Raw genomic sequence first — 22,228 nt, forward strand, 5'->3', positions numbered from 1 at the left:
TCGCTCTCGAGCCTCTGTTTCAGAGGGGACGCGACGGCGGGGCTCCCCGAACTAGCGCTTGCGCCGCTTGGCTTCCTTGCGCTTGCGACGGGCGGCGGGGCGCTCGTAGAACTCACGGCGGCGGGCTTCGGCGAGGATCCCGGCTTGCTGGATCTTCTTGTTGAATCGGCGAAGGGCGGCCTCGAACGACTCGCCATCGCCAACGATCACTTCAGACAACGGTCCTTGGATCACCCGCCCTTCGGTCTTATCAGACTGGTCGCCAGAGACAGAATGCCGGCCCCCCACAGAGGCCGACGGGCACCATGATACCCGTGCAGGGGCGTCGCAGGCACGATACAAATACGCGCTTTTAACCAGGCGGCCAGGCGAACTCGCGACCCCCAAGGACGTGGAGGTGGAGGTGCGGGACCGTCTGGCCGGCGTGATCGCCGTTGTTGACGACCAGGCGGAAGTTCTCGGCGACCCCTCCCAGCCGAGCGACGCGCCGGACTGCCTGGAGCAATTGGCCGCCAAGGACCTCGTCCTCGAGCCCGGAGAGCTTCTCCACATGCTTCCTGGGGACGACAAGAACGTGGAACGGGGCGCGCGGAAAGACGTCATTGATGGCCATGACGTCGTCGTCCTCGTAGACGATGGTCGCCGGGATCTTCCCAGCCACGATGCGGCAGAACAGGCAGTCGTCCACGCAGCCAAGAGAATACCGACGTGCACCTAGCCGCCGTCATCGTCACCTACCTCCTGTCTTCCATCTCCTTTCCGTATTGGATCGCACGCGCGAAGGGCGTCGACCTGCGGGCGGTCGGAGAGCGCAAGCTCGGCGGTGGGAATCTGGCGAAGACCGTCGGCCTTGCGCAGGGCATCCTCGGCGGGACGCTCGACGGCGCGAAGGGTTTCCTCGCCGTGCTCATCTCCCGCGCACTCGAGTTCCCCGTCGAGGTGCAGCTCGCGTGCGGCGTCGCCGCGCTCGTCGGTCAGATGTGGCCGGTGTTCCACCAGTTCGATGGCGGCCGAGCGAACGCGACCGGATGGGGTTTCGCCCTCGCAGCCGATCCCATCGCCGCGCTGATCATGGGTGTGCCGCTCTACTTCGGCTTGCTCAGCGTCCGAGTGGTCCACCCGCGGCCGACTCGGTTGCTCCCTCTCGCGAGCATCCTGTCGTTCGCGATCTTTCCGGCCGTCATCTGGGAGCAGGAGGGCACCACGCCGACGGTCGTCGCGGGCCTCATCGTCCTCGGCCTCATCCTGTTGCGCCGGATCACCGCCGGTCTCCGAAGGGACCTCGACACCGGCGCGCCGGCCGCGCGCGTCCTCGCCAACCGGGCGCTGTACGACCGTAGCGAGCTCCAGGAGCGTGGAGTGGTGGCGATCTAGAGCACTCCGCGCGAGCCCTTCGGCGACGCGCGGCATCCGGCGTGCTCTGCCGCACGGTGTGCCGCCGTTGGATGGTTTCTACCCGCGGGTGTCGCTGGCGGCGTTCCTGTCAGGCGGCTGCTTCGGCTGCTACGCGGCGTGGCGTGGAAACGCCCAGCGTCGCACTCAAATACGGGCGCTGCCATCGAAGTGGAGCGAGGTGGACGGTTGGGCAGCCTAGTGCTCTTCCCGCGGAGCCCCGCTCGGCGGAACGACGGGCAGCGGCGCGAGCCGACCGAGGGTCCGGCGCGCAAGCTGTCCGAGGCTTCGTTCGTGATGTGGCTCGATGCGAAACGATCGCACGAGGGCGACGACGATGATGGCGGCGGCGGAGGTCGCGCCGCTTAGCTGAAGCGATCCATCGCGACCGCGACCGCCGCGATCGCTGCCGTCTCGCTCCGGAGATTCCGACCGCCCAGAGACACCGTGATGGCGCCGTGCTGCCGCGCGAGCGCGATCTCGTCGTCGGCGATCCCCCCCTCGGGTCCGATCACGAGCGATAGCTCACGCGCACTCTGTGGCACTGCGTCGCGCAGACGCGCGCGCCGCTCGCTCTCCCACGCGACGAGGACGGGCGCCGGAAGAGCACCGAACAGCTGTGTCCATGAGAGAGCCGCATCGACCTGTGGGATGCGCCCGCGCCGCGCCGTCTCGGCCGCTTCGCGCGCGATGCGCTCCCAGCGAGAGCGTTTCGCCTCGCTAAGGCTACGTACCACGGAACGGGCGCTGGTGAACGGAACGATCCGCGAAACACCGAGTTGCGTCACGGCCTCCACGACCTCCTCGTCGTGATCGCCCCGCAGCACCGGTAGCGCGAGCGTGAGCGCGACGGTCGGCTCCCCTGGCGTGAAGCCGCGTTCGCGAACGACCGCGGTCACGGACGTCGGCCGCACGGTCTCCAGAGTGACGACGGCCTCGGCGCCGTCGGCCACGAGCGCGACCTCGTCGCCAGCGCGCAGGCGCAGGACAGTCGCGATCTGCCGCGCCTGCGCGCCGGTGAGCGTCACGCGGTCCGCGCGCAGCGTCTCGGCACCGACAAAGAAGCGGTGCACTAGCGACGCAGCGCGAGCGCGACCCAGTCGTCGCGCTCGTTGCGATCGAGGACTTCGAGGCGCACGTGCGAGAACGCCTCGCGCGTCGCGGCCTCCGACGGCGCGCTGATGCCGGCGAGAAGGAGCGTGCCGCCACTCGTGAGTCGCGCCGCGAGGTGCGGCGCGATGCGCTGAAGCACCGGCGCGACGATGTTCGCGATGACGACCTCGAAACGACCAGGCACGTCTGCGGCGCTTCCGACCCCGACCGGGATCGCGATGCCGTTGCCGACCGCGTTCTCACGCGCCGCGTCCACCGCGAGCGTGTCCGTATCGACGGCGACGACGGGAGACGCGCCGCGCTTCGCCGCGGCGATCGCGAGGATCCCCGAGCCGGTACCGACATCGAGAACGCTCTTGCCCTCGAGTGCCAACGTGGAAAGCGCTTCGAGGCACTGCTGCGTCGTCGGATGCAGACCAGTGCCGAACGCCATTCCGGGATCGAGGACGAGCTCGACCGCGTCACCAGAGGCCTCGGACCACGTCGGCCGGACGACGAAGGCACCGATGCGGATCGGCACGAACTCCGCCTTCCAGCTCTCGAGCCAGTCATTGTCGTCGACGAGCCGCGCGGTGAGCTCGCCGATCGGGCCGAGGCCGAACGCCTGAAGGTGGCCGAGCGCGTCACGCACGTCCGACACCTTCGCGAAAACGTCGGCGTCCTCGATGAGGTACGCCTTCACCGTGTGGTCGGCGCCGCGTCCCCGCTCGAGCGGGACTTCGACCGCGATGCCGTTGTACCCGACGCGCGACAGGATCTCGCTCACCGCTTCGACGGCTTCGGCGTGCGCGGGAACGGCGATCTCGAGCCAGCGGATCGGCGGCGTCATTCGCCGCCGATGGCGTCCTTGATGCGGTCGAAGACGTTGCGTGCGTCGCCCTCGTCGTGCTGCTCGGGCGCGCCCTCGATCTCATGCAGCTGGCGGTAGAGCGCCTTCTGCTCTTTCGTCAGCGTGCGCGGGATCGCGACATCGAGGTACACGAGCTGGTCGCCACGGCCCGATGAGCCGAGATGCGGCACGCCCTTCGCGCGCAGACGGACCATCTGCCCGTGTTGAGCGCCGCTCGGCACCTTCACGGCCGCGGTCGCGCCTTCGATCGTCGGGACCTCGAGGTCTGCCCCGAGCGCGGCCTGCGCCGGTGAGATCCGGAGCACGTGCACGAGGTCGTCGCCCTCGCGACGGAAGAACGCGTGCTCGCGAAGCCGGATGAGCACGTAGAGATCTCCTGAGGGTCCGCCGCGCAGGCCGGCCTCGCCTTCGCCGGCGACGCGCAGCTGCTGCCCGTCGTCGATCCCCGCGGGGATGTCGAGGGGAAGCTCGTGGTCACGGCGCTCGCGACCCTCACCGCGGCAGCGCGTGCAGAGCGCGTCGACCGTCTTGCCCGAGCCGCCGCAGCGCGGGCAGGTCGACACGTTCACGAAGCGACCGAAGACCGATTGCTGCACCTGCCGGACCTCGCCACGCCCGTTGCAGGTGGCGCAGGTCGAGATCTTCGAGCCGGGCTCAGCGCCGCTGCCCTCGCAGCGCTCGCAGGTCTCGAGGCGCGGGACGCGGATCGTGCGCGCGCCGCCCTTCACGGCGTCGATGAGCTCTATCTCGATCTCCATGCGCAGATCGGCGCCGCGCATCGGTCCGCGCGGCTCGCGCCGGCGGAAGTCGCTGCCGAAGAACGTCTCGAAGAGATCGCCGATGCCGAAGTCGCCCAGACCCTGGCCGTTCCCGAACATGTCGTAACGCTGGCGCCGCTCAGCGTCGGAGAGCACCTCGTACGCCTCGGTGATCGCCTTGAAGCGCTCGCCGCCGTCGGACGTCTGGCTCGTGTCAGGGTGGTGCTGGCGCGCGAGCTTCCGGTACGCGCTGCGGATCTCATCCGTCGTCGCGGTGCGCGGCACGCCGAGGAGCTCGTAGTAGTCGATGCGCGTCCCAGCCATCACTGTCATTATCCCGGCTCATGGCTGACCTCTTCCGCTTCATTACACAGTTCCTGCACGTCTTCGCCGGCATCCTCTGGATCGGCGGCGGCTTCTACACGCTGTTCGTGCAGCTGCCGGCCCTCCTCGCCGCCCCCGCGCCAGCGCGCGGGCCGGTCATGGCGCAGCTGGCGCCGCGGCAGATCTTCTACATCCTCCGGGTGGCGGAGCTCACGCTCGTGACCGGCGTGCTCAACCTGTTCGCGTCGGGCCGAGCCCAACAGCTTCAGGACCCCCTCGGGTCACGTTGGAGCATCGTCCTGGGCCTCGGCATCCTCCTGGCCTTCGGGCTGTACATCCTCGTCCGCAGGACCGTCGTCCCGTGGACGCAGCGGATGTTGACGCTCGGTCCGAAAGCCGCCGCGGGCGACGCGGCCGCCGCGGCCGAAGCGGGCCAGATCATCAAACGCATCCAGATGATCGGTCGCGTCCAGATCGTCATCGGCACGCTCATCATCCTCGCGATGGTCACCGCGCGCCTCAGCTGACCGGTGGCCCTGGTGTTCGCGGCGATCGCGCCGCACGGCAGCATGGCGATCGCGGAATGGTGCAAGCCCGAGGAGCGCGCGCTCGCCGCCAAGACGCGCGCCGCGATGGAGGATCTCGGGCGCCGTTTCGCCGTAGCCTCGCCGGAGGTCACCGTCGTGCTGACGCCGCACAACATCCACGTCGAGCGCGGCATGGCCGTCGTCCTCGCGGGCACGATGGCTGGGACGCTCGAGAGCGGCGCGACGCCGATCGCGATGCGCGTCCCGGTGGACCGCGACTTCGCGATCGACATCGCCGTCGCGGTCGGTGAGGCAGGCGTTCCTATCGCGGCAGTGAGCTACGGCGCGAACGACACGGCGGCGGCGGTGTTCCCGATGGACTGGGGCACGCAGGTGCCGCTGCACTTCATGGGCGGCCGGGATGAGCCGCCCAAGCCGATCGTCATGGTCGCGCCGGCGCGCGATCTTCCGTGGGACGCGCACGTGACCGCAGGCCGTGCGATCGCGAAAGCGGCCGAGACATCCGGCAAGCGCGTCGCGCTCATCGCCTCGTGCGATCACGGACACGCGCATGACCCGAAGGGTCCCTATGGGTTCAGCCCGGCATCCAAAGAGTTCGACGACAAGGTCGTGGAGCTCGTGAAGAGCGACGCCCTCGGTGAGCTGCTGCGATTCGACAAAGCGTTCGTCGCCGAGGCGAAGGCCGACAGCTTCTGGCAGATGCTGATGCTCCACGGCGCGATCGCCGACCGCTGGCACGGCGAGTTCCTTTCGTACGAGGCGCCGACGTATTTCGGCATGCTCTGCGCGGCGTATTTGCCCAGAAATCCGGCCTAGGGAACCTTCCGCCCGGCTCGCCGTCATACCGCCATCCGGCCATGGCCGGAAGGAGGACACGGTATGAGACGGTTCATCGCCGGCGCGGCAGCACTCGTCGCAGCCTTCGTCGTGAGCACGCAGCCAGCCGCAGCCTGCGCGGGCCTCATCGGCCCCAACGGCGCGGTCAACCTGCTCCGCACCACGACCTTCGCGGGTTACCACGATGGCATCGAGCACTACGTCACCGCGTTCAAGTTCCAGGGCGGTAGCGGGCAGTTCGGCTCGCTCGTACCGCTTCCGGGTGTTCCGACGTCGGTCGAAAAGGGCGGCGACTGGACGCTCCAGCGCCTGATCCGCGAGACCGAGCTCGCGAAGCGCTCGCTCTTCGCGCCGACCGCTCTCGCGTCGGCGGGTGCGCGCGAGGACGCGCAGGTCCTGATGCAGGTGAAGATCGACGCGCTCGACATCAGCGTTCTCAAGGGCGGCGGCGAGGCCGTCGGACGGTGGGCCACCGAGCACGGCTTCCGTCTTCCCGCTGACGCACCCGAGGTGCTCGACTTCTACGCCGCGCGTAGCCCGATCTTCCTGGCCGCCGTCTTCGACGCCGACGCGGCAAAGGCAAAGGGCCAGAACATCGGCGACGGCACGCCGGTCCACATCACGATCCCGACCGCGAATCCCTGGGTCCCGCTGCGGATCCTCGGCACCGGCAAGAACGCCAACGATCGCATCACCGCGGATGTCTATCTCCTGACGGATCGCAAGCCTGTGCTGCTCCCCGCGCCGATCGGCAACGGCATGCAGCTCGAGCACAGCGCGACCGCATCGGCGTCGCTGCTGGACGACCTTCGTTCCGACAAGGGCATGGACTGGGTCCCTGAGATGGGTTGGCTCACCAAGCTCGCCATCAACGCGTCGGCGAGCCAGCTGACGTACGACCTCGCGGTCAGCGCGAACGGGACCGTCGCGTCTCGTGTCGCCGCCGGACTCGAGGCTCCTGCGAACCCGACGACTCCCGCAAGCAACAACTCATCGAGCCAGCCGGTCGCCCTCATGGGCATCGCGATCCTCGGACTCGGCGCGCTCCTTCTCGTCGGCAGGTTCGCCCCACGGTCGGTCAAGCCGTGAGGCGCGCCCTGGTGGCGCTCGCGCTCGCCGCATTCGCGGCGAGCGCCTGCGCCACGGCGCAGGCCGCCACGCCGACGCAGGTCGGCGTCCGGATCCACTACTCGCACTTCGCGCCAGATCGCATCGAGGTGCCAGCCGGAGTGCCGATCACCTTCACGATCGTGAACGACGACCCGATCGACCACGAGTGGCTCATCGGAGACGCCGCGTTCCACGACCGGCATCGCACCGGCACCGAGCCGGTCCACGGTGACCGTCCCGATGAGGTCTCGCTCCCGCCGATGTCGACCAAACTGACTACGCTCACCTTCGCGCCCGGCACGTACACGTACATCTGCCACTTCCCTGGGCACGAGGCCTACGGAATGGTCGGAGCGCTCGTCGCCAGAGGCTAGTGAGGTCCGCTGAGCACTGGCAGTGCGAAGCTCGTGACGCGCCACCCACCATCGACATAGCCGAGCGTCGCGACGTACTTGCGATCGAACAAGCCGGTCACGCCGTAGTGGCCCACGGTCGCGGTGGCTGCGGGACGGTCGAGGACCAATGGATTCGGAAGCGCGTCCCAGCGGCGCGTCTCGTCGAAGTCCCACGACCCAAGTAATCCAGCATCGCTGGCCCAGTACTGCGGCTGAGTGATCAACAGCTTCGCGCTCGCGATCGCGCTCGACTTGACCTGGTACGCGCCTCGCGCATCCGTGATCGCGCTCGCGCTCTCCGGTGGCACGGGCGTCGGTCCGTGGTTGGACGGGTCGGACGGAAAGACCATGACCTGAGCGCCGCGGACCGGCGCGCCGCCCACGGTCACCGTCCCGCTCAGCAGGTGCTTCGCGCCGGTATACGGAGTGGTGAACGGGGTGGGCACGACCGTCCGGGCGGCAGGCGCCGGCGTCGCTTGCCGTGGCGGGGCGGTCACCTGCATCGTCGCCATCGGCGTCGGGACTGCCGTCGTCGGCTGGACGCTCGCAGCGCTCCCAGCCTGACCGGTCCCGAGCCGCTCGCGCGACGCGCGCAACTGCTGTCCGACCACCAGGCCAGCGGCGATGATCGCAACGGCGAGAGCGCCCTGCATGAGCAGACGAGGCATCACTTTCATGATGGGGCTTGCCCGCCTGGTCCTAACGTGTGGCGGCGCCGTGGGAGTTTGATGCGGGCTCGGAGCGGACCGCCTGCGCGGCGATCAGCGTCGGGGCACAGGCCGCGAGCAGCAGGACCACATAGAGGAAGAGGCGCCGCATGGAGTCATCCTCCAGCGGCGCCTCTCTTCGCGCGTCTGAGTTCGCTCGCGCGAACTCTTATCAGCTCTGCTCTTTGAACTCGCCCTCGATGGTGTCGCCGTCCTTCTTGTCGCCGGCCGTGGCACCCGCGGGTTCGCCCTCGGGCTGCTGTGGCTGGCCGTCGTTTGAGGGCGGCTGCTGCTGGTTCATGGCCTCGCCGATCTTCATCGACGCGACTCGCAGCTCCTCCATCGCGGTCTTGATCCGCTGCGTGTCGTCGCCCTTCAGCGTCTCGCGCAGCGCGGCGATCTTCTCCTCGACATCCTTCTTGATTTCGGCGGGAGCCTTGTCGCCGAGGTCGCGGAGCGTCTTCTCGATCTGGTACGCGAAGGTGTCGGCTTCATTGCGGGTCTGGATCCGCTCGACGTTGCGGCGGTCCTCCTCCGCATGCGCCTGCGCGTCCTTCACCAGCTTCTCGACCTCGTCCTTGCTGAGGCCGCTCGAAGCGGTGATCGTGACGTGCTGCTCCTTGCCACTGGCCTTGTCCTTCGCCTTGACGTTGAGGATCCCGTTCGCGTCGATGTCGAACGTCACCTCGATCTGCGGAACGCCTCGTGGAGCAGGCGGGATGCCGTCGAGGATGAATCGCGCCAGGCTCTTGTTGTCCGCGGCGAGCTCGCGCTCACCCTGGACGACATGGATCTCCACCTGGGTCTGGCCGTCGCTGGCCGTGGTGAAGATCTGCGACTTCGACGTCGGAATGGTGCTGTTGCGCTCGATGAGCTTGGTGGCGACGCCACCGAGGGTCTCGATGCCGAGCGACAGCGGCGTGACGTCGAGGAGAAGGATGTCCTTCACCTCGCCCTTGAGCACGCCGGCCTGGATCGCGGCGCCGATCGCCACGACCTCGTCAGGGTTGACGCTCTTGTTCGGCTCCTTGCCGAACAGCTTCTTCACGGTCTCCACGACGAGCGGCATGCGCGTCATGCCACCGACCAGGACCACTTCGTCGATCTTGTCCGCGCTCACGCCCGCGTCTGCGATGGCCTTCTTGACGGGACTGACCGTCTTCTCGACGAGGTCACCGATGAGCTGCTCGAGCTTGCTCCGCGTCAGCGTGATGACGAGGTGCTTCGGACCGGCCTGATCCGCCGTGATGAACGGCAGGTTGATCTCGGTCTGCTGCGTGCTCGAGAGCTCGATCTTCGCCTTCTCCGCAGACTCCTTCAGACGCTGAAGGGCCATGCGGTCGTTCTTCAGATCGATGCCCTGATCCTTCTTGAATTCCTCGATGAGCCAGTCGATGATCCGCGCGTCGAAGTCGTCGCCACCCAGGTGCGTGTCACCATTCGTGGCCTTGACCTCGAAGACACCTTCACCGAGCTGCAGGATCGAGATGTCGAAGGTCCCGCCGCCGAGGTCGTAGACCGCGACGAGCTCGTCCTTCTTCTTGTCGAGCCCATAGGCCAGCGCGGCCGCGGTGGGCTCGTTGATGATGCGCAGGACCTCGAGGCCAGCGATCTGGCCGGCGTCCTTCGTGGCCTGACGCTGGCTGTCGTCGAAGTACGCGGGAACGGTGATGACCGCCTGCGTGACCTTGTCGCCGAGGAACGCCTCGGCGTCGGTCTTCAGCTTGCCGAGGATCATCGCCGAGACCTCGGGCGGCGTGAGCTTGCGGCTGTCGGCGAGGACGACCTCGACGCCGCCGTTGCTTGCCTGACCGACCTTGTATGGGACCTGCTTCAACGATCGCTGCACCTCGGGGTCGGTGAAACGCCGCCCCATGAAGCGCTTGATCGAGTAGATCGTGTTCTCCGGGTTCGTGATCGCCTGCCGCTTCGCGACCTGGCCGACCAGACGCTCCCCGCTCTTGGTGAACGCGACGACGGACGGCGTGATCCGTCCACCCTCCGCGTTCGGGATGATCGTGGGCTCTCCACCTTCCATGTACGCCACGGCCGAGTTGGTGGTGCCCAGGTCGATACCGATGACCTTTGGCATGTTCGCTACTCCTTCTTCTTGGCGACCGTGACGAGCGCTGGGCGGATGACCCGGTCGTGCAGTCGGTACGCCTTTTGATGTTCTTCGATGACAGTGCCCTCGGGCTTGTCGGACTCGACGTACGCGACGGCCTGGTGCAGATACGGGTCGAACGGTTTGCCGAGCGAGTCGATCACGTCGAGGCCTTCGGCCTCGAGGACCGTGCGCAGCTTGCGCTCAACGAGCCACATCCCTTCGACCCACGGCTGACCCTTCAGATCCTCCGGCACCGTGCCAAGCGCGCGGTCGTAGCCGTCGAGAACGTCGAGCAGCTTCGCGATGAGATCCGCCTTTGCGAACTTGGCGAACTCGTTCCGCTCGCTTTCGTTGCGCTTGCGGTAATTCGCGAAGTCCGCGGTCATGCGCTGGAGATCGCTCGTGAGCTCCTCGACCTTGGACTGCGTCGTGGGCGGTTCGGGCTCCACATCGGCGACCGCGCCGTGGGTCGGCCCATTCGTCCGCGTCCGAAGACGCTCTTCGAGCAGCTCCTCCGCCTTTCGTGCTTTGTCGTCCATGATCTAGTGACCCTCCATGACTCGAACGAGATCGCTCATCAGCGATCCGACGTAGCGCACCGCGCCGATGGTGCGCGCGTAGTCCATGCGCGTCGGACCTACGACGCCGACGTATCCGAGGTATTCCGTGCCGGCACCGTACCGTCCGAACACCAGGCTGCAGCCACGGAGTGGCTCCAGCCGGTGCTCGCTGCCGATCGCGACATGCACCTCGTCGTCGCCGAGCGTCGGCGGCAGCAGGTCGATGAGGCGCGTGCGGTCCTCGAGGAGCCGCAGCATGTCCTGCATCCGTCCGCCGGCCGCGAACTCCGGTTGCGCGAGGATGTTCTGGATGCCATCGGTATAGACGTCATGCGTCCGCGCGGCGTCGTGGTCGTCCAGCGCTCGCGCGATCGCTCCGGCGACCTCGGAGTCGACACCCGTCTCGCTCCGAGTCGCGCCGCGCACACCGGCGGCGTCGCGAGATAGCAGCGCCTCGGTGAGACGCGATGACAGCGAACGCAGATGCTCGGGCGTCGTCGCGACGCGCAGCTCGATCAGCTGCTGCGCCACCGTGCCTCCTTCGAAGACGACGACGACCAGGGCGCGCCTCTCGCTGATCGGGACCACCTCGACGTGCCGCAGCGTGGCCCGGCCCGATGCCGGTGGCGTCACGATGGCCGCCTCGGTCGTCAGACGAGCGAGCGTCGAGGCCGCGAGACGCAGCCACTCCGACGTGTTCGAGAGCGCCTGCTGGAACTGGTGGCTCACCGTGAGCTGCTCCTCCGGATGAAGACTCGGCCGCGGCATCAGGCTCTCGATGAAGTAGCGGTACCCCAGATCTGTCGGAACGCGTCCGGCGGATGTGTGCGGATGCGTGAGGAGACCCATCTCCTCGAGCGCGGCCAGCTCACTCCGGACCGTGGCCGACGAGACATCGAGGCGGTACTGACGGACGAGCGCCGCTGAGGCCACCGGCTGGGCCGTGGCGATGTACTCACGGATGACGGCGCGCAGCAGATCACGTTGCCGCTCGCCGAGCTGTGGGAGCTGATCGCTCTTCTGAGGCACTTAGCACTCTCCCATCGAGAGTGCTAATACCCTAGCAAGGCACCGCAGTCGTCGTCAAGCCTGTAACGCTCGCTAAGCCGGTCGTTCGGCTGGCACCCAGCGTGCTGATTGCCACACACTGACGTAGGCGTGGAGGTTCCATCGATGGGGTCGGAGTTCAAGGACTTTCTGCTCAAGGCGAACGTGCTCGCGCTGGCTCTCGCGTTCATCATCGGCGTGGCGCTCGCGGCGGTGGTCAATTCCCTGGTGAAGGACATCATCATGCCGCCCGTGGGGCTGCTCCTCGGTGGGGTCGATTTCAACAACCTGTTCGTCGACCTCTCGGGAAAGCATCCCGCGAGCTTGAAGGCGGCGCAGGACGCGGGGCTGGCGACGCTCAATTACGGCGTGTTCATCAACACGGTGATCACGTTCATCATCGTCGCCTTCGTGGTGTTCGTGATCGCGCGAACGTTCGTGCCGAAGGGCGCACCGACGAAGATCTGCCAGTTCTGCGGCGAGGAGATCCTTGCCTCGGCGACGCGCTGCCGGTACTGCACCAGCCAGCTGACGGCGGGTGCGCGAACCTAGACCGGCGTCGGGCTGATCAGCGCGCGGACGCGGCCGACAAGATCATCGAGCTCGAATGGCTTGGTGACGTAGTCGGCCGCGCCCAGCTCCGTCGCGTAGTTGCGCTCGGACAGGCCGAACATCGCGGTCACCACCACGACGGGCATCTTCACGAGACGGCCATCCGAACGCAGCTCGCGCAGCACCGAGAAGCCGTCGCGTCGCGGCATCATGAGGTCGAGGACCATGCACGAGGGCTCCAGCGAGTCCACGAGCCGCATCGCCTCGTCGCCGTCGCTCGCGAGCTTCGAGTCAAGGCCGTCGTCCCGCAGCGCTGTGACGATCACGTCGCCCAGAGCGGGATCGTCCTCGACCACCAGGACCAGAGGACGCTTTCGCGCCACTAGACCCGGATCTCCTTCGCAAGCCGTTCGGGATCAACGATGACGATGTGGCGCCGGCGGATCCCGATGATCTCGCGCCGCTCGAGGTCCCCGAGCACACGGTTCACCGACACGCGCGACGCGCCGATGAAGGCCGCCAGCTCGTCCTGCGTGAGCGTGAGCTCGAGCTTCGCGGTGCCGTCCGCCTGCGCGAGATCGAGCAGGTACTTCGCGACCCGGCTCGGCACGTCCAGGAAGATGAGGTCCTCGACCCGATCCGACAGCCTGCGGATCGTCTTCGCGAGCGCATCGAGCACGACGCGGACCGACGCCGGATGCGCCTCGAGGAACGCGAGGAAGTCGTCGCGCGCCAGAAGGGCGGCCCGGGTGTCCTCGAGCGCCGTCGCCGAGGCGGAGCGCGGGCTGCCGTCGAACAGCGCGAGCTCCCCGAAGAAGTCGCCGGTGCGCATGATCGAGACCAGCGCCTCCTGACCGAACTCGCCCGGGAGCGCGATCTTCACCGCTCCGGCCAGCACCACGTAGAGGTGCATCCCCGGATCGTCCTTACGGAAGAGCGCCTCGCCGCGTTTGAACGACCGCATGCGCATCCGCTCGGCAAGCTGCGCAACTTCGGCATCGTCGAGCTTGGCGAAGAGCGGATAGCGCCGCAGGTGGTCCGGGAGACGTGTCTCCGGCACGGCGCGATTCTAGGTATTCGAACCGCGAAGGGCGTCTCGGACGACGAGGAATTCACCGCGCACATGCGCGTGGAGCAAAGGTGGAGCAACGAGCCTGCCCCGATGAGCGCTGCGCCACGCTGGCGGCTTGTCGGATGGTTGGGCCTTGTCCTTGTACTCGGTGGCCCCTGCGGCGCGTTCTTCCTCGCGTGCAACGGCCTTCCGCCGTTCCAGATCTCGGACGACTCCGGCCAGCAGTTCGGGCTAAAGCGCGGCGTGCCCGGACGGACTCAGGGTCTGGTTGATCCCCGTGACGTTCGAGAACCGCGCCACATATCCATCGGGCGACGGGTGAACGCTGGGCGAGCATCCTTGCTGTCACGCATCCCGTCGGCGCCCGCTCCGCCCACCTTACGTGCTATCGGATGGCCTACGTTGCGGCGGCTTTCGATCTGTCGCCGTTCCTGTCCGGCCCTTGACGGCCACTCCACAATCGACCGCCCATGGACGGCGAGACCACGGTCCGCACCGGCGAGGCGTACGTCTCGGGCGCTCTCACAGCGCTCGAGGAGGGCGCACGCATGCGGCTCTTTTATGAGCTGCTGGCGGAGGTGGTGGAGTCGGTCGGCCTCCGCGCCTACCTTCCCCACCGCGTGACGGGTCCCGTGGCCGCCGCCCATTTGGAACCGCGTGCCGTATACGACATCGACCGCGCGCACGTGACCTCGGCACGCGTCGTCGTGGCGTATGCGGGCATCCCGTCCTTCGGCGTCGGCATCGAGGTCGAGCTCGCACGCGAGCACGCCGTGCCGGTCGTCCTCGTCGTCGAGCGCGAGCGGACGGTATCGCGCCTGCTGCTCGGCAACCCCGCGGTCGTCGAGGTCGTGCGCTTCGTAGACCTCGACGGACTCCGACGCGGGCTGGGCGCGGCCCTCGAGCGCATCGCGGCCATCGCTCCGGGAGCCGCCCTCCCCGTCGTGTCGGACGATGTGGTCGTCCAGCGTTTCCTCGCATCGCTCGAGCAGGCGCGCCACCTTCCTGATGGCGAGATCGCGGCGCTCCTTCGCATCGGAGAGCTGGACGGGGCGGCCGCATCGACGATCCGCGATGCCGTGGCGACCGGACGCCTGTTCGGCGCGGGCCTGCGCGACCTCGTCGGCCGCCACGCGCTCCGCGGCGCCGACCTCGGCGTTTTCGTCCTTCACGACGTGCTCGAGCGTTCGCTCGCCGATACCGCGCGGGCGATCGGCCTCGATCCCCGCGCGACGAGAAAGCGCCTCGAGAACGCGCGCTCGCGCGTCGGCCTCGCGGCGGACGCGCCGGGCGCGGACATCGCACAATGGCTCGTGACCGAGCTGATCGCCCCGCCGACGCGGGCGCTGCAGCTCCATCTCTTCAGTGGAGGGCACGACGCCGCATGAGCAAGGGGCAAAAGAAGCAGAAGACGACCGGCAAGCTGGGCTGGCGCAGCAAGAAGGCCAACCATGGGCGGAAGCCCGGGATGGGTCGCGGCAAGCGCAACTAGCCGGTTTCTTGAGGTAAATGAGACACGCCGCCCCTTCCGGGCGGCGTGTCACGTTTCAGTGGGTACGCGAACTAGCGGCGGCGCTTGCGTGCGGTGCTCTTACGCGCAGTCGACTTGCGGCCGGTGCTCTTTCGCGTCGCCTTGCGCGCTGTCGACTTGCGCTTGGTGCCTTTGCGCGCGGTGGTCTTCTTCTTGGCGGTGGTCTTCTTGCGACCGGTGCTCTTACGAGCCGTCGTCTTCTTCCTCGCGGTCGTCTTCTTGCGGGCGGTGCTCTTCCGGCCGGCGCTGGGCTTCGAGGCGCCGCCCATCGAACCGCCACCCATCGATGACGGTGGCGTTGGCGGTGTACCCGACGGCTGCGGTGCGGGCCAGATGGATCCAGGCTGCTTCTGCGATGACCAATCGTTACCGGTGTTCTCGTCCTGCATGAGGCCTCCCCAAATTTCTTTCGCGCTGGGAGAAGTGCTGTCTGTGCGTGTCATATCGCGTTCGGCACTTCGCCGCAAGCGCGTAGTCGTACTAGACCGGTGCCAACGAGTTCACGTCGTCGGGAAGCAGTCGGACGAACACCTCATTCGCGAGCAAGCGGCCTCGCGCGGTGAGGCGCACGCGCTCGCCGGACCAACGCACGAGGCGCGTGCCGTCGAGCGAGCGCAGCGCGCTCCGAACGTGCAACACCGCGTCCGGCCCGAAGCGCGAGCCGTAACGGACCAGGTCGAGGCCCTCGTCGAGACGCAGCGCGAGCATCGCGCCGTCCACCGCGGCGTCGGCGGCCGCGTCGACGATCCGCTCATCGCCTCGATCGATCGCGCCGATGTAGGCGGTCAGCACTCCCACGTTGCGTGAGCGCACGCCGGCGACGTGCGAATGCGCACCCGCGCCCACACCGAGCCAGTCGCCGTTACGCCAGTAGCCGAGGTTGTGGCGGCAGCGCTTGCCGGGACGCGCCCAGTTCGCGATCTCGTAGTGCCGGTAGCCGCTACGTGCCAGGAACGCCTCAGCCAGCTCGTACAGCGTCGCGATCCCGTCCTCGTCGGGCTGCGCCGCCGCAGACCGCCGCCGCCACCGCTCGACGGACCGCCAGCCGGCCCCCGGCCAGTTGGCCACGGCCTCCTCCGGCTCGAGCGCGAGCTCCAGTGGATAGCAGGAGAGGTGGTCCGGCCCCAGGGCCGTCGCGATCTCGAGGTCCTCCCGCCACCCCGCGGCGGTCTGCCCCGGCCAGCCGAAGATCAGGTCCAGGTTGACGTCTAAACCCACCGAGCGCGCGGCGGCCACCGCGGGCGCGATGTCCTCGGGCTGGTGGGTGCGGCCGAGGGCGCGCAGGCCGGCGGGCGAGAACGACTGGGCGCCGAGCGACAGGCGCGTGATCCCCAGGCCGGCCCACGCCTCGAGCCGCGCGCGATCGAGTGTCGCTGGGTTCGCCTCGACGGTCGCCTCGACTGGTCGGAGATCGAATGCGTCCCCGAGAGCGGCTCCGAGCCGCGCGATCTCGCGAGGTTCAAGGAGGCTGGGAGTTCCGCCGCCGAAGAACAGCGTCGTTACCCGCGGCTTCTCCAACCGCTGACCCTCGCGCCTGATCTCCGCGTCGACGGCATCGAGGTAACGCGAGCGGAGCGCAGTCCGAGCAGGAGCCGTCGCGAAGTCGCAATAGGGACATCGCGATGCGCAGAACGGGATGTGCACGTATACGCCCAGCGCTTTCGGCGGGCGACGCGCCGAAACCCTCTCAACGCGCGAAACCCCGTCCCTTCGGGACGGGGACCCCTCGCGCGCGGGGGCCCTCGGCGCGTCGCCCGCGCCTCGCTCGTCTCGCACCGACATCCCGTTCATCGGCGAATGGCTCCGAGAAGATCAGGCAGCTCGGCGTCGGCTGACAGCTCCGAAGTTCGCGCAAGGTCGACGAGCCAATCGCGGGACTCGTGCACGAAGGCGAGCAGGTGCGAGGGGCGCCACTCGTCCTCGGTCACGACGCGCTCGTCGCCGAAGTCGGGCAGCAACAACACGTACGCCGTGTTCCGATCGACGAGTCGCGCTCCGGCCACGCCGTAGGCGCCGATCTTCTCGGCCCCGCCGAGCGCACCGAGCACGGACGCTCGCAGCGGCACGACGATCTCCACGAGCCTCGCGTCGTCCTCGGTCTCGCCAACTCCCGCGGCGCGGTGGAGCGCGAGCCCGGCATGCCCCGCGTAGAGCCCTTCGAGCAGACCGCGCGTCTCGCGCGAGAGGCAGGCCCACACGGTCGCGGCGTCACCGGCCGCGATCGCCTGTAGGAATGTCGAGGCATTCGTCTGTGTCGGATGGTCGAACTGCAGCTTGGGCTGCTTCATGCGTCGTCCTTGATGCGCAGCACGGCGAGGAAGGCCTCCTGGGGGATCTCGACCGATCCCACCATCTTCATGCGCTTTTTGCCTTCCTTCTGCTTCTCGAGCAGCTTCTTCTTGCGCGTGATGTCGCCGCCGTAGCACTTCGCGATCACGTCCTTACGCTTCGCGCTGACGTTCTCGCTGGCGATGATCTTTCCGCCGATCGCGGCCTGGATGCGCACGTCGAACATCTGCTTGGGGATGAGGCCGCGCAGCTTGTGGACGAGGAGACGACCGATGTGCTGCGCCTTGTCGCGGTGCACGATGACCGACAGCGCGTCGACCAGCGTTCCCGCGACGAGGATGTCGAGGCGCACGAGATCGGCGGCGCGGTACTCGGCGAATTCGTAATCGAGCGAGGCGTAGCCCTGCGAACGGCTCTTCAGCTGGTCGTAGAAGTCGACGATGACCTCGGACAGCGGCATGTCGTACTTCAACATCGCGCGCGTCGGGTCGACGTAGCTCATATCGAGGAGCGTCCCGCGCTTGCCCTGCGCCAGATCCATGATCGGCCCGACGTAATTGGTCGGCGTGATGAGCGTCGTCGTCATCCACGGCTCGCGGATCTCCTCGATCGTGCCCGGGTCGGGGAGCATCGCGGGGTTGTCGACCGCGACCTCGTCGCCCTTTTGCGTGATCACGCGGTACTCGACCGAGGGTGAGGTCGCGATGAGATCCATGTCGTACTCGCGCTCGAGACGCTGCTGGATGATCTCGAGGTGGAACAGACCCAGGAACCCGCAGCGAAAGCCGAACCCGAGCGCCTGTGACGTCTCGGCCTCGTAGATCAGCGACGCGTCGTTGAGCCGCAGCTTCTCGAGCGCGTCGCGCAGCGATGGGTAGTCCTCGGCGCGCTGCGGGTAGAACCCGGCGAAGACCATCGGCTTCGCGGGCCGGTACCCAGGGAGCGGCGCCGCGGCTGGTCGCGATGCGAGCGTGAGCGTGTCGCCGACGCGGCAGTCGGCGACGGCCTTCAGTCCGGTCGCGGCGTAGCCGACTTCGCCCGCGGCAAGACGCGTGATCGGGCGCGGCTCGGGCGCGAAGACGCCAAGCTCGAGCATCTCGCTCGCCTTCTGCGTCGCCATCGGCAGGATGCGGTCCTCGGCGCTGAGAAGGCCGTCGACGACACGCACGTGCGCGACCACTCCCTTGTAGGCGTCGTAGTGCGAATCGAAGATGAGCGCGCGCAGCGGTGCGGTCGCGTCGCCTTTTGGCGGCGGCACGCGCTCGACGACGGCGTGGAGCAGGTCGGCGACACCCTGACCGGTCTTGCCTGACGCGAGAAGGATCTCGTCGTCCCTGAAGCCGAGCGTCGTGCGCAGGTCTTCGCGGACGATGTCGAGGTCGATGCTCGGTAGGTCGATCTTGTTGATGACCGGGATCACTTCGAGGCCCTGCTCGATCGCGAGGTAGGCATTCGCGAGCGTCTGCGCCTCGATCCCCTGCGACGCGTCGACCAGGAGGAGCGCGCCCTCGCATGCGGCGAGCGAACGGCTCACTTCGTAGTTGAAGTCGACGTGGCCGGGGGTGTCGATGAGGTTCAGCTCGTAGATCTCGCCGTCGCGGCCGGTCCATGCCATGCGCACGGCGCGGGCCTTGATCGTGACGCCGTGCTCGCGCTCGAGCTCCATCGAGTCGAGCAGCTGGTCCCGCATCTGCCGCAGCGCGACCGTGCCGGTCAGCTCGATGAGGCGGTCGGACAGCGTCGTCTTGCCGTGATCGACGTGCGCGATCACACAGAAGTTACGGATACGCGATTGTGGGTCGGACATCGCCTCCAGAGTAGGGTGGCAGAATCCCGCTGTGCCCGAGGAGCGTCGCGTCGTGACCGTGGTCTTCGCCGACGTGACGGGATCGACCGCCATGGGCGAAGCCAGTGATGCGGAGGACGTCCGCGCCATCCTCGGCCGCTATTACGAGATCGCGCGCGAGGTCGTCGCCGAGCACGGAGGCACGCTGGAGAAGTTCATCGGCGACGCGGTCATGGCGGTGTTCGGGATCCCACAGGCTCACGGCGACGATGCCGACCGCGCGCTCGCCGCAACCCTGACACTGCGGCAGCGTGTGGCCGCAGACCCACTGACCTCCGCGCTGCGTCTTCGCATCGGCGTGAACACCGGCGAGGTGGTGGCCGCGCGCGAGACGGCCGGAGGCGACTTCCTCGTCACCGGCGACCCTGTGAACGCCGCCGCTCGCCTTCAGCAGCACGCGGAAGAGGGAGCGATCCTCGTCGGCGAGCGAACACGACGTGCGGTGGCCGGCGCATTCCGTTTCGGCGACGAGCAACGTGTCAGCGCGAAAGGGAAAGCCACGCCGCTCGTCGCCGCGACCCTGCTCGAGCAGCTCCAGGGACGGCGCACGCAGCGCGCGCCGTTCCTCGGCCGGGAAACTGACCTCGCGCAGCTGGACCTCGTCGCTCGCCGCGCCTTCATCGAGCGCCGGCCCCAGCTGGTCATGATCACGGCCCCGGCCGGCACCGGTAAGTCACGCTTGGTCGAGGAGTTCGCTGCACGCGTGGGCGATGAAGTCAACGTCGCAACGGCGCAGTGCCTGCCCTACGGCGCCGCCGTGACGTTCCTGCCCCTGCGCGGTCTGCTCCGCGGGCTCCTCCGCATCCCGAGCGACGAGGGGCTGTTCGAGGCACTGCGGGCGGCATTCGCAGCTGCGGGCCATAACGACGAGGACGCGCAGCGCCTCTGCTCGATCATCGGCGCCACGCTCGGCGATGCGCAAGAGACGGAGCGCCGCGATCGCGACGAGATCTTCGCCGCGTGGCGGCTGCTCATCGAGGTGCTCGCGGCGCGTGGCTCGCTGGTCGTCGTCTTCGAGGATCTCCACTGGGCAAGTGACACGCTCCTCGACCTTGTCGAGCACGTGACGACGTCGCACACCGCGACACCACTCGTGATGGTCGCGCTCGCGCGACCGGAGCTCCACGACCGTAGGCCGAAATGGGGCGGTGGACGGCGGAACTTCACGTCTCTTGCGCTCGAGCCGCTAAGCACGGACGAGGCCCGCCGGCTCGTGGGTGTGCTGACCGAGACGGTTCCGGGGCGGATCGCCGACCGGATCGTCGATCGCGCGGGTGGCAACCCGTTCTTCGTTGGCGAGCTCGTACGCGCGTACGAGGATCACCGGCGCGCTGGTACGCAGGACGACGCCATCGTGCTGCCCGATACCGTCCACGCGACCGTGCTCGCCCGCATCGACGACCTGCCGGCCTCCGAGCGTTCCGTCCTTGAATACGCCGCGGTCGTCGGGCGCACAGCGCGAGCCTCGGCTGTCGGAACGCTTCTTCCCGAACTCGAGCCGCGCCAGATCGCTGACGCGCTCGAAGCCCTGGCGGAGCGCGACCTCATAACGCCGCAGGGCGCGGACGCCTACACCTTCCGCCACATCGTGATCCGAGAAGTCGCCTATGCCACGCTGCCGCGGGCCGATCGTGTGCGCGCACACCTGAGGCTTGCGCGCTGGCTCGAGGAGGATGCACCGGCGCACGGTAACGAGCTCGTCGAGCTCACCGCGTATCACTACCGGCAGGCGATCGCACTCTCGCCGGGCGGGCGCGTTCCCGAGGGACTCCCAGTCCCGACCGTTGTCCGCGCCCTCGAGCGGGCGGCACAGGTCGCCTCGAGCGGTGGCGCGTTCCGAGAGGCACGGGAGCAGCTGCGAGAGGCGATCCGGCTCGCGCCGGCTGAGGAGCATCTGCGTCTCTCCGAGCTGGTCGGCGACCTCGTTCGTTTCAGCGACTCCGCGGTCGACGGGTATGCCGAAGCGTTCGATCTGTGGCGGGCGAGTCCCGGCGGCGACCCTCAGGTGGGCGCGCGCCTGATGGTCAAGCGGATGAACGTGCTGGGTCGCTGGTCGGGCTCGCTGTCGCGTCCGGTCGACGGGGATGAGTTCGACAAGATGGCGGCCGTTGCGCGGCAGCTGCTCGATAGCGCTCCCAACGAGGTGCTCGAGGCGCAGCTCGCGTGCGCTCGTGCGTTTCAGTCACGCGCGGGTCTGACGGAGTCCACCGTCCTTGCTGATCTCGTGCGCGATGTTGAGTCAGCGCGGCGGCTCTACGCGGAGCGTGGTGACGCGGAGGCGGAGAGCGAAGCGCTCGACGCGCTCGGCGCGATCTACCGGAGCGGCTACGGCGACTATGAACGCGCCCTTGGCTGCGCGCGCCAGCGGATCGCCAACGCGCCGCGACTCGGTCTCCTCGAGCGCTCCGACGCGTGGAGTGTTGCGTTGTGGGACCTGACACTCCTCGGTCGCTACCGCGAAGCCATCGCGACCTACCAGGAGGCGCGAGGCGCGCTCCGCGCGGGCGAACCCGAGTACATCCTGGCGCACGCCACGACCTGGGCAACGTACTGCGCCATGTTGTGCGGCCGATGGGATGACGTGCAGAGCTTCGCCGACGCGGTGATCGCTATGCGCGAGCAGGGCCCCGACGGGATCGGTCGGTTCACGGCACCGGCGTTGATCGCGGCGACACGCGTGGCGGCGGCGCGCCTCGACGCGACCCGGCTCGCCCGGTACCGCAGCGTGTTCACCGCGGTGGCCGATGTCGGACGGCTGAAGCCCCCGACGCGGCTGCTCTGGGAGGCGTTCATCGCATCAGACGCCAAGATGGCCCGCGAGTACCTGCTGCAGCCGACCGGTCAGCGCGATCGCAAGGCCGAGCTCATCGCGATGATCCTCTTCGAAGTCGGCGAGCGGATCCCAGACAGCGAGCTCGACGAGATCGCCCGTCAGGGCGTGCGCGATCCCGCCGTGATGACGCTGCGCATCCAGGCCGCTCGCGCGCTGAACCGCGGCGCTCCCGAGCTGCGAGACGTCATCGCCGCGATGGACCAAGGAGATCTCGTGTCTGACGCGGCACGTGCCGCCGCGCTGCTCGCGATCCGCACCGGCGCAGCCGCTGATCGGACCGATGCGGAGCGACGCCTTCGCGCGCTCGGCGATCTCCTCTATCTGCAGCGGATCGCGGAGGAGCTCCCCGCCCCGTAG

General features: G+C 68.2%; 23 protein-coding genes. 8 read left to right on the forward strand and 15 right to left on the reverse strand.

Translation table 11 applies throughout. The features are described from left to right. Positions 1–51 precede the first annotated feature (51 nt). Positions 52–219, reverse strand: coding sequence for a 30S ribosomal protein S21 (gene rpsU, locus VI056_07625; protein HEY6202898.1), 168 nt, complete (start codon positions 217–219; stop codon positions 52–54). A gap of 133 nt (positions 220–352) precedes the next feature. Next, on the reverse strand, positions 353–688 hold the full coding sequence (locus VI056_07630; protein ID HEY6202899.1) for a histidine triad nucleotide-binding protein: 336 nt from the start codon (positions 686–688) through the stop codon (positions 353–355). Positions 689–708: 20 nt separating this feature from the next. Here VI056_07630 and VI056_07635 point away from each other — a divergent pair, with 20 nt between their 5' ends. Continuing rightward, the gene (locus VI056_07635) at positions 709–1,374 is read left to right on the forward strand and encodes a glycerol-3-phosphate acyltransferase (GenBank protein ID HEY6202900.1); all 666 of its coding nucleotides are present in this window, start codon (positions 709–711) and stop codon (positions 1,372–1,374) included. Between the two features lie 383 nt (positions 1,375–1,757). Here VI056_07635 and VI056_07640 read toward each other — a convergent pair whose 3' ends face one another. From VI056_07640 to dnaJ, 3 genes are read right to left on the reverse strand one after another with little or no spacing between them, the layout of a single operon-like run. After that, entirely contained in the window at positions 1,758–2,465 is a 708-nt protein-coding gene (locus VI056_07640; GenBank protein ID HEY6202901.1) for an RsmE family RNA methyltransferase, read from the reverse strand. Next, the gene (prmA, locus tag VI056_07645) at positions 2,465–3,334 is read right to left on the reverse strand and encodes a 50S ribosomal protein L11 methyltransferase (protein ID HEY6202902.1); all 870 of its coding nucleotides are present in this window, start codon (positions 3,332–3,334) and stop codon (positions 2,465–2,467) included. The genes VI056_07640 and prmA overlap by 1 nt, the downstream gene beginning before the upstream one ends. Further along, the gene (gene dnaJ / locus VI056_07650; GenBank protein HEY6202903.1) at positions 3,331–4,437 is read right to left on the reverse strand and encodes a molecular chaperone DnaJ; all 1,107 of its coding nucleotides are present in this window, start codon (positions 4,435–4,437) and stop codon (positions 3,331–3,333) included. The genes prmA and dnaJ overlap by 4 nt, the downstream gene beginning before the upstream one ends. 20 nt (positions 4,438–4,457) lie before the next feature. On the opposite strand from dnaJ, the gene VI056_07655 reads away from it, so the two are divergent. From VI056_07655 to VI056_07670, 4 genes are all read left to right on the forward strand, one after another. Further along, on the forward strand, positions 4,458–4,964 hold the full coding sequence (locus VI056_07655) for a hypothetical protein (protein HEY6202904.1): 507 nt from the start codon (positions 4,458–4,460) through the stop codon (positions 4,962–4,964). Between the two features lie 3 nt (positions 4,965–4,967). Next, positions 4,968–5,801, forward strand: coding sequence for a hypothetical protein (locus VI056_07660; protein HEY6202905.1), 834 nt, complete (start codon positions 4,968–4,970; stop codon positions 5,799–5,801). 63 nt (positions 5,802–5,864) lie between these two features. Beyond that, positions 5,865–6,911, forward strand: a complete 1,047-nt coding sequence (locus tag VI056_07665; GenBank protein HEY6202906.1) for a DUF2330 domain-containing protein — start codon at positions 5,865–5,867, stop codon at positions 6,909–6,911. A gap of 11 nt (positions 6,912–6,922) precedes the next feature. Then, positions 6,923–7,306 carry a cupredoxin domain-containing protein gene (locus VI056_07670; GenBank protein ID HEY6202907.1) on the forward strand — a complete coding sequence of 128 codons (384 nt, stop codon included), beginning with the start codon at positions 6,923–6,925 and terminating at the stop codon, positions 7,304–7,306. Here the strand turns inward: VI056_07670 and VI056_07675 are convergent. The 4 genes from VI056_07675 to hrcA all read right to left on the reverse strand — a co-directional run bounded on the left by VI056_07675 (position 7,303) and on the right by hrcA (position 11,730). Then, entirely contained in the window at positions 7,303–7,995 is a 693-nt protein-coding gene (locus VI056_07675; GenBank protein HEY6202908.1) for a hypothetical protein, read from the reverse strand. The two genes, VI056_07670 and VI056_07675, sit on opposite strands and share 4 nt — an antisense overlap. Positions 7,996–8,206: 211 nt before the next feature. Continuing rightward, positions 8,207–10,126, reverse strand: a complete 1,920-nt coding sequence (dnaK, locus tag VI056_07680) for a molecular chaperone DnaK (protein ID HEY6202909.1) — start codon at positions 10,124–10,126, stop codon at positions 8,207–8,209. Between the two features lie 5 nt (positions 10,127–10,131). After that, the gene (locus VI056_07685; GenBank protein HEY6202910.1) at positions 10,132–10,680 is read right to left on the reverse strand and encodes a nucleotide exchange factor GrpE; all 549 of its coding nucleotides are present in this window, start codon (positions 10,678–10,680) and stop codon (positions 10,132–10,134) included. 3 nt (positions 10,681–10,683) lie between these two features. Further along, positions 10,684–11,730, reverse strand: coding sequence for a heat-inducible transcriptional repressor HrcA (gene hrcA, locus VI056_07690; protein ID HEY6202911.1), 1,047 nt, complete (start codon positions 11,728–11,730; stop codon positions 10,684–10,686). 144 nt (positions 11,731–11,874) lie between these two features. Between hrcA and mscL the strand changes: the two genes are divergently transcribed. Continuing rightward, entirely contained in the window at positions 11,875–12,300 is a 426-nt protein-coding gene (mscL, locus tag VI056_07695; GenBank protein ID HEY6202912.1) for a large conductance mechanosensitive channel protein MscL, read from the forward strand. Here mscL and VI056_07700 read toward each other — a convergent pair. Together VI056_07700 and VI056_07705 are read right to left on the reverse strand one after the other, a co-directional pair. Next, positions 12,297–12,683 carry a response regulator transcription factor gene (locus VI056_07700; protein ID HEY6202913.1) on the reverse strand — a complete coding sequence of 129 codons (387 nt, stop codon included), beginning with the start codon at positions 12,681–12,683 and terminating at the stop codon, positions 12,297–12,299. The two genes, mscL and VI056_07700, sit on opposite strands and share 4 nt — an antisense overlap. After that, positions 12,683–13,360, reverse strand: a complete 678-nt coding sequence (locus VI056_07705; GenBank protein ID HEY6202914.1) for a Crp/Fnr family transcriptional regulator — start codon at positions 13,358–13,360, stop codon at positions 12,683–12,685. Before VI056_07705 ends, VI056_07700 begins: the two co-directional genes overlap by 1 nt. Before the next feature lie 482 nt (positions 13,361–13,842). On the opposite strand from VI056_07705, the gene VI056_07710 reads away from it, so the two are divergent. Further along, complete coding sequence (locus tag VI056_07710) at positions 13,843–14,760, forward strand: hypothetical protein (protein HEY6202915.1); 918 nt, start codon at positions 13,843–13,845, stop codon at positions 14,758–14,760. Between the two features lie 175 nt (positions 14,761–14,935). On the opposite strand, the gene VI056_07715 is transcribed toward VI056_07710, so the two are convergent. The 4 genes from VI056_07715 to lepA form a co-directional block, all read right to left on the reverse strand. Next, positions 14,936–15,292, reverse strand: a complete 357-nt coding sequence (locus VI056_07715; GenBank protein ID HEY6202916.1) for a hypothetical protein — start codon at positions 15,290–15,292, stop codon at positions 14,936–14,938. A gap of 91 nt (positions 15,293–15,383) precedes the next feature. After that, positions 15,384–16,694: a radical SAM family heme chaperone HemW gene (gene hemW / locus VI056_07720; protein ID HEY6202917.1), complete on the reverse strand. Its 1,311-nt coding sequence runs from the start codon at positions 16,692–16,694 to the stop codon at positions 15,384–15,386. Next, positions 16,691–17,191: a hypothetical protein gene (locus VI056_07725; GenBank protein HEY6202918.1), complete on the reverse strand. Its 501-nt coding sequence runs from the start codon at positions 17,189–17,191 to the stop codon at positions 16,691–16,693. Before VI056_07725 ends, hemW begins: the two co-directional genes overlap by 4 nt. Continuing rightward, on the reverse strand, positions 17,188–18,999 hold the full coding sequence (gene lepA, locus VI056_07730) for a translation elongation factor 4 (protein HEY6202919.1): 1,812 nt from the start codon (positions 18,997–18,999) through the stop codon (positions 17,188–17,190). The genes VI056_07725 and lepA overlap by 4 nt, the downstream gene beginning before the upstream one ends. Positions 19,000–19,030: 31 nt before the next feature. Here lepA and VI056_07735 point away from each other — a divergent pair, with 31 nt between their 5' ends. Next, on the forward strand, positions 19,031–22,228 hold the full coding sequence (locus tag VI056_07735) for an adenylate/guanylate cyclase domain-containing protein (protein HEY6202920.1): 3,198 nt from the start codon (positions 19,031–19,033) through the stop codon (positions 22,226–22,228).

Source organism: Candidatus Limnocylindria bacterium (genome assembly GCA_036523395.1).
GTDB lineage: Bacteria > Chloroflexota > Limnocylindria > P2-11E > P2-11E > CF-39.

Excerpts from the sequence above, each read along its gene's own strand:
- VI056_07665 (HEY6202906.1), top strand. The coding sequence starts at position 5,865 with ATGAGACGGTTCATCGCCGGCGCGGCAGCACTCGTCGCAGCCTTCGTC.
- VI056_07710 (HEY6202915.1), top strand. The coding sequence starts at position 13,843 with ATGGACGGCGAGACCACGGTCCGCACCGGCGAGGCGTACGTCTCGGGC.
- VI056_07715 (HEY6202916.1), bottom strand. The coding sequence starts at position 15,292 with ATGCAGGACGAGAACACCGGTAACGATTGGTCATCGCAGAAGCAGCCT.
- VI056_07675 (HEY6202908.1), bottom strand. The coding sequence starts at position 7,995 with ATGCCTCGTCTGCTCATGCAGGGCGCTCTCGCCGTTGCGATCATCGCC.
- VI056_07685 (HEY6202910.1), bottom strand. The coding sequence starts at position 10,680 with ATGGACGACAAAGCACGAAAGGCGGAGGAGCTGCTCGAAGAGCGTCTT.
- mscL (HEY6202912.1), top strand. The coding sequence starts at position 11,875 with ATGGGGTCGGAGTTCAAGGACTTTCTGCTCAAGGCGAACGTGCTCGCG.
- dnaJ (HEY6202903.1), bottom strand. The coding sequence starts at position 4,437 with ATGGCTGGGACGCGCATCGACTACTACGAGCTCCTCGGCGTGCCGCGC.
- dnaK (HEY6202909.1), bottom strand. The coding sequence starts at position 10,126 with ATGCCAAAGGTCATCGGTATCGACCTGGGCACCACCAACTCGGCCGTG.
- prmA (HEY6202902.1), bottom strand. The coding sequence starts at position 3,334 with ATGACGCCGCCGATCCGCTGGCTCGAGATCGCCGTTCCCGCGCACGCC.
- VI056_07655 (HEY6202904.1), top strand. The coding sequence starts at position 4,458 with ATGGCTGACCTCTTCCGCTTCATTACACAGTTCCTGCACGTCTTCGCC.
- lepA (HEY6202919.1), bottom strand. The coding sequence starts at position 18,999 with ATGTCCGACCCACAATCGCGTATCCGTAACTTCTGTGTGATCGCGCAC.
- VI056_07725 (HEY6202918.1), bottom strand. The coding sequence starts at position 17,191 with ATGAAGCAGCCCAAGCTGCAGTTCGACCATCCGACACAGACGAATGCC.
- hemW (HEY6202917.1), bottom strand. The coding sequence starts at position 16,694 with ATGAACGGGATGTCGGTGCGAGACGAGCGAGGCGCGGGCGACGCGCCG.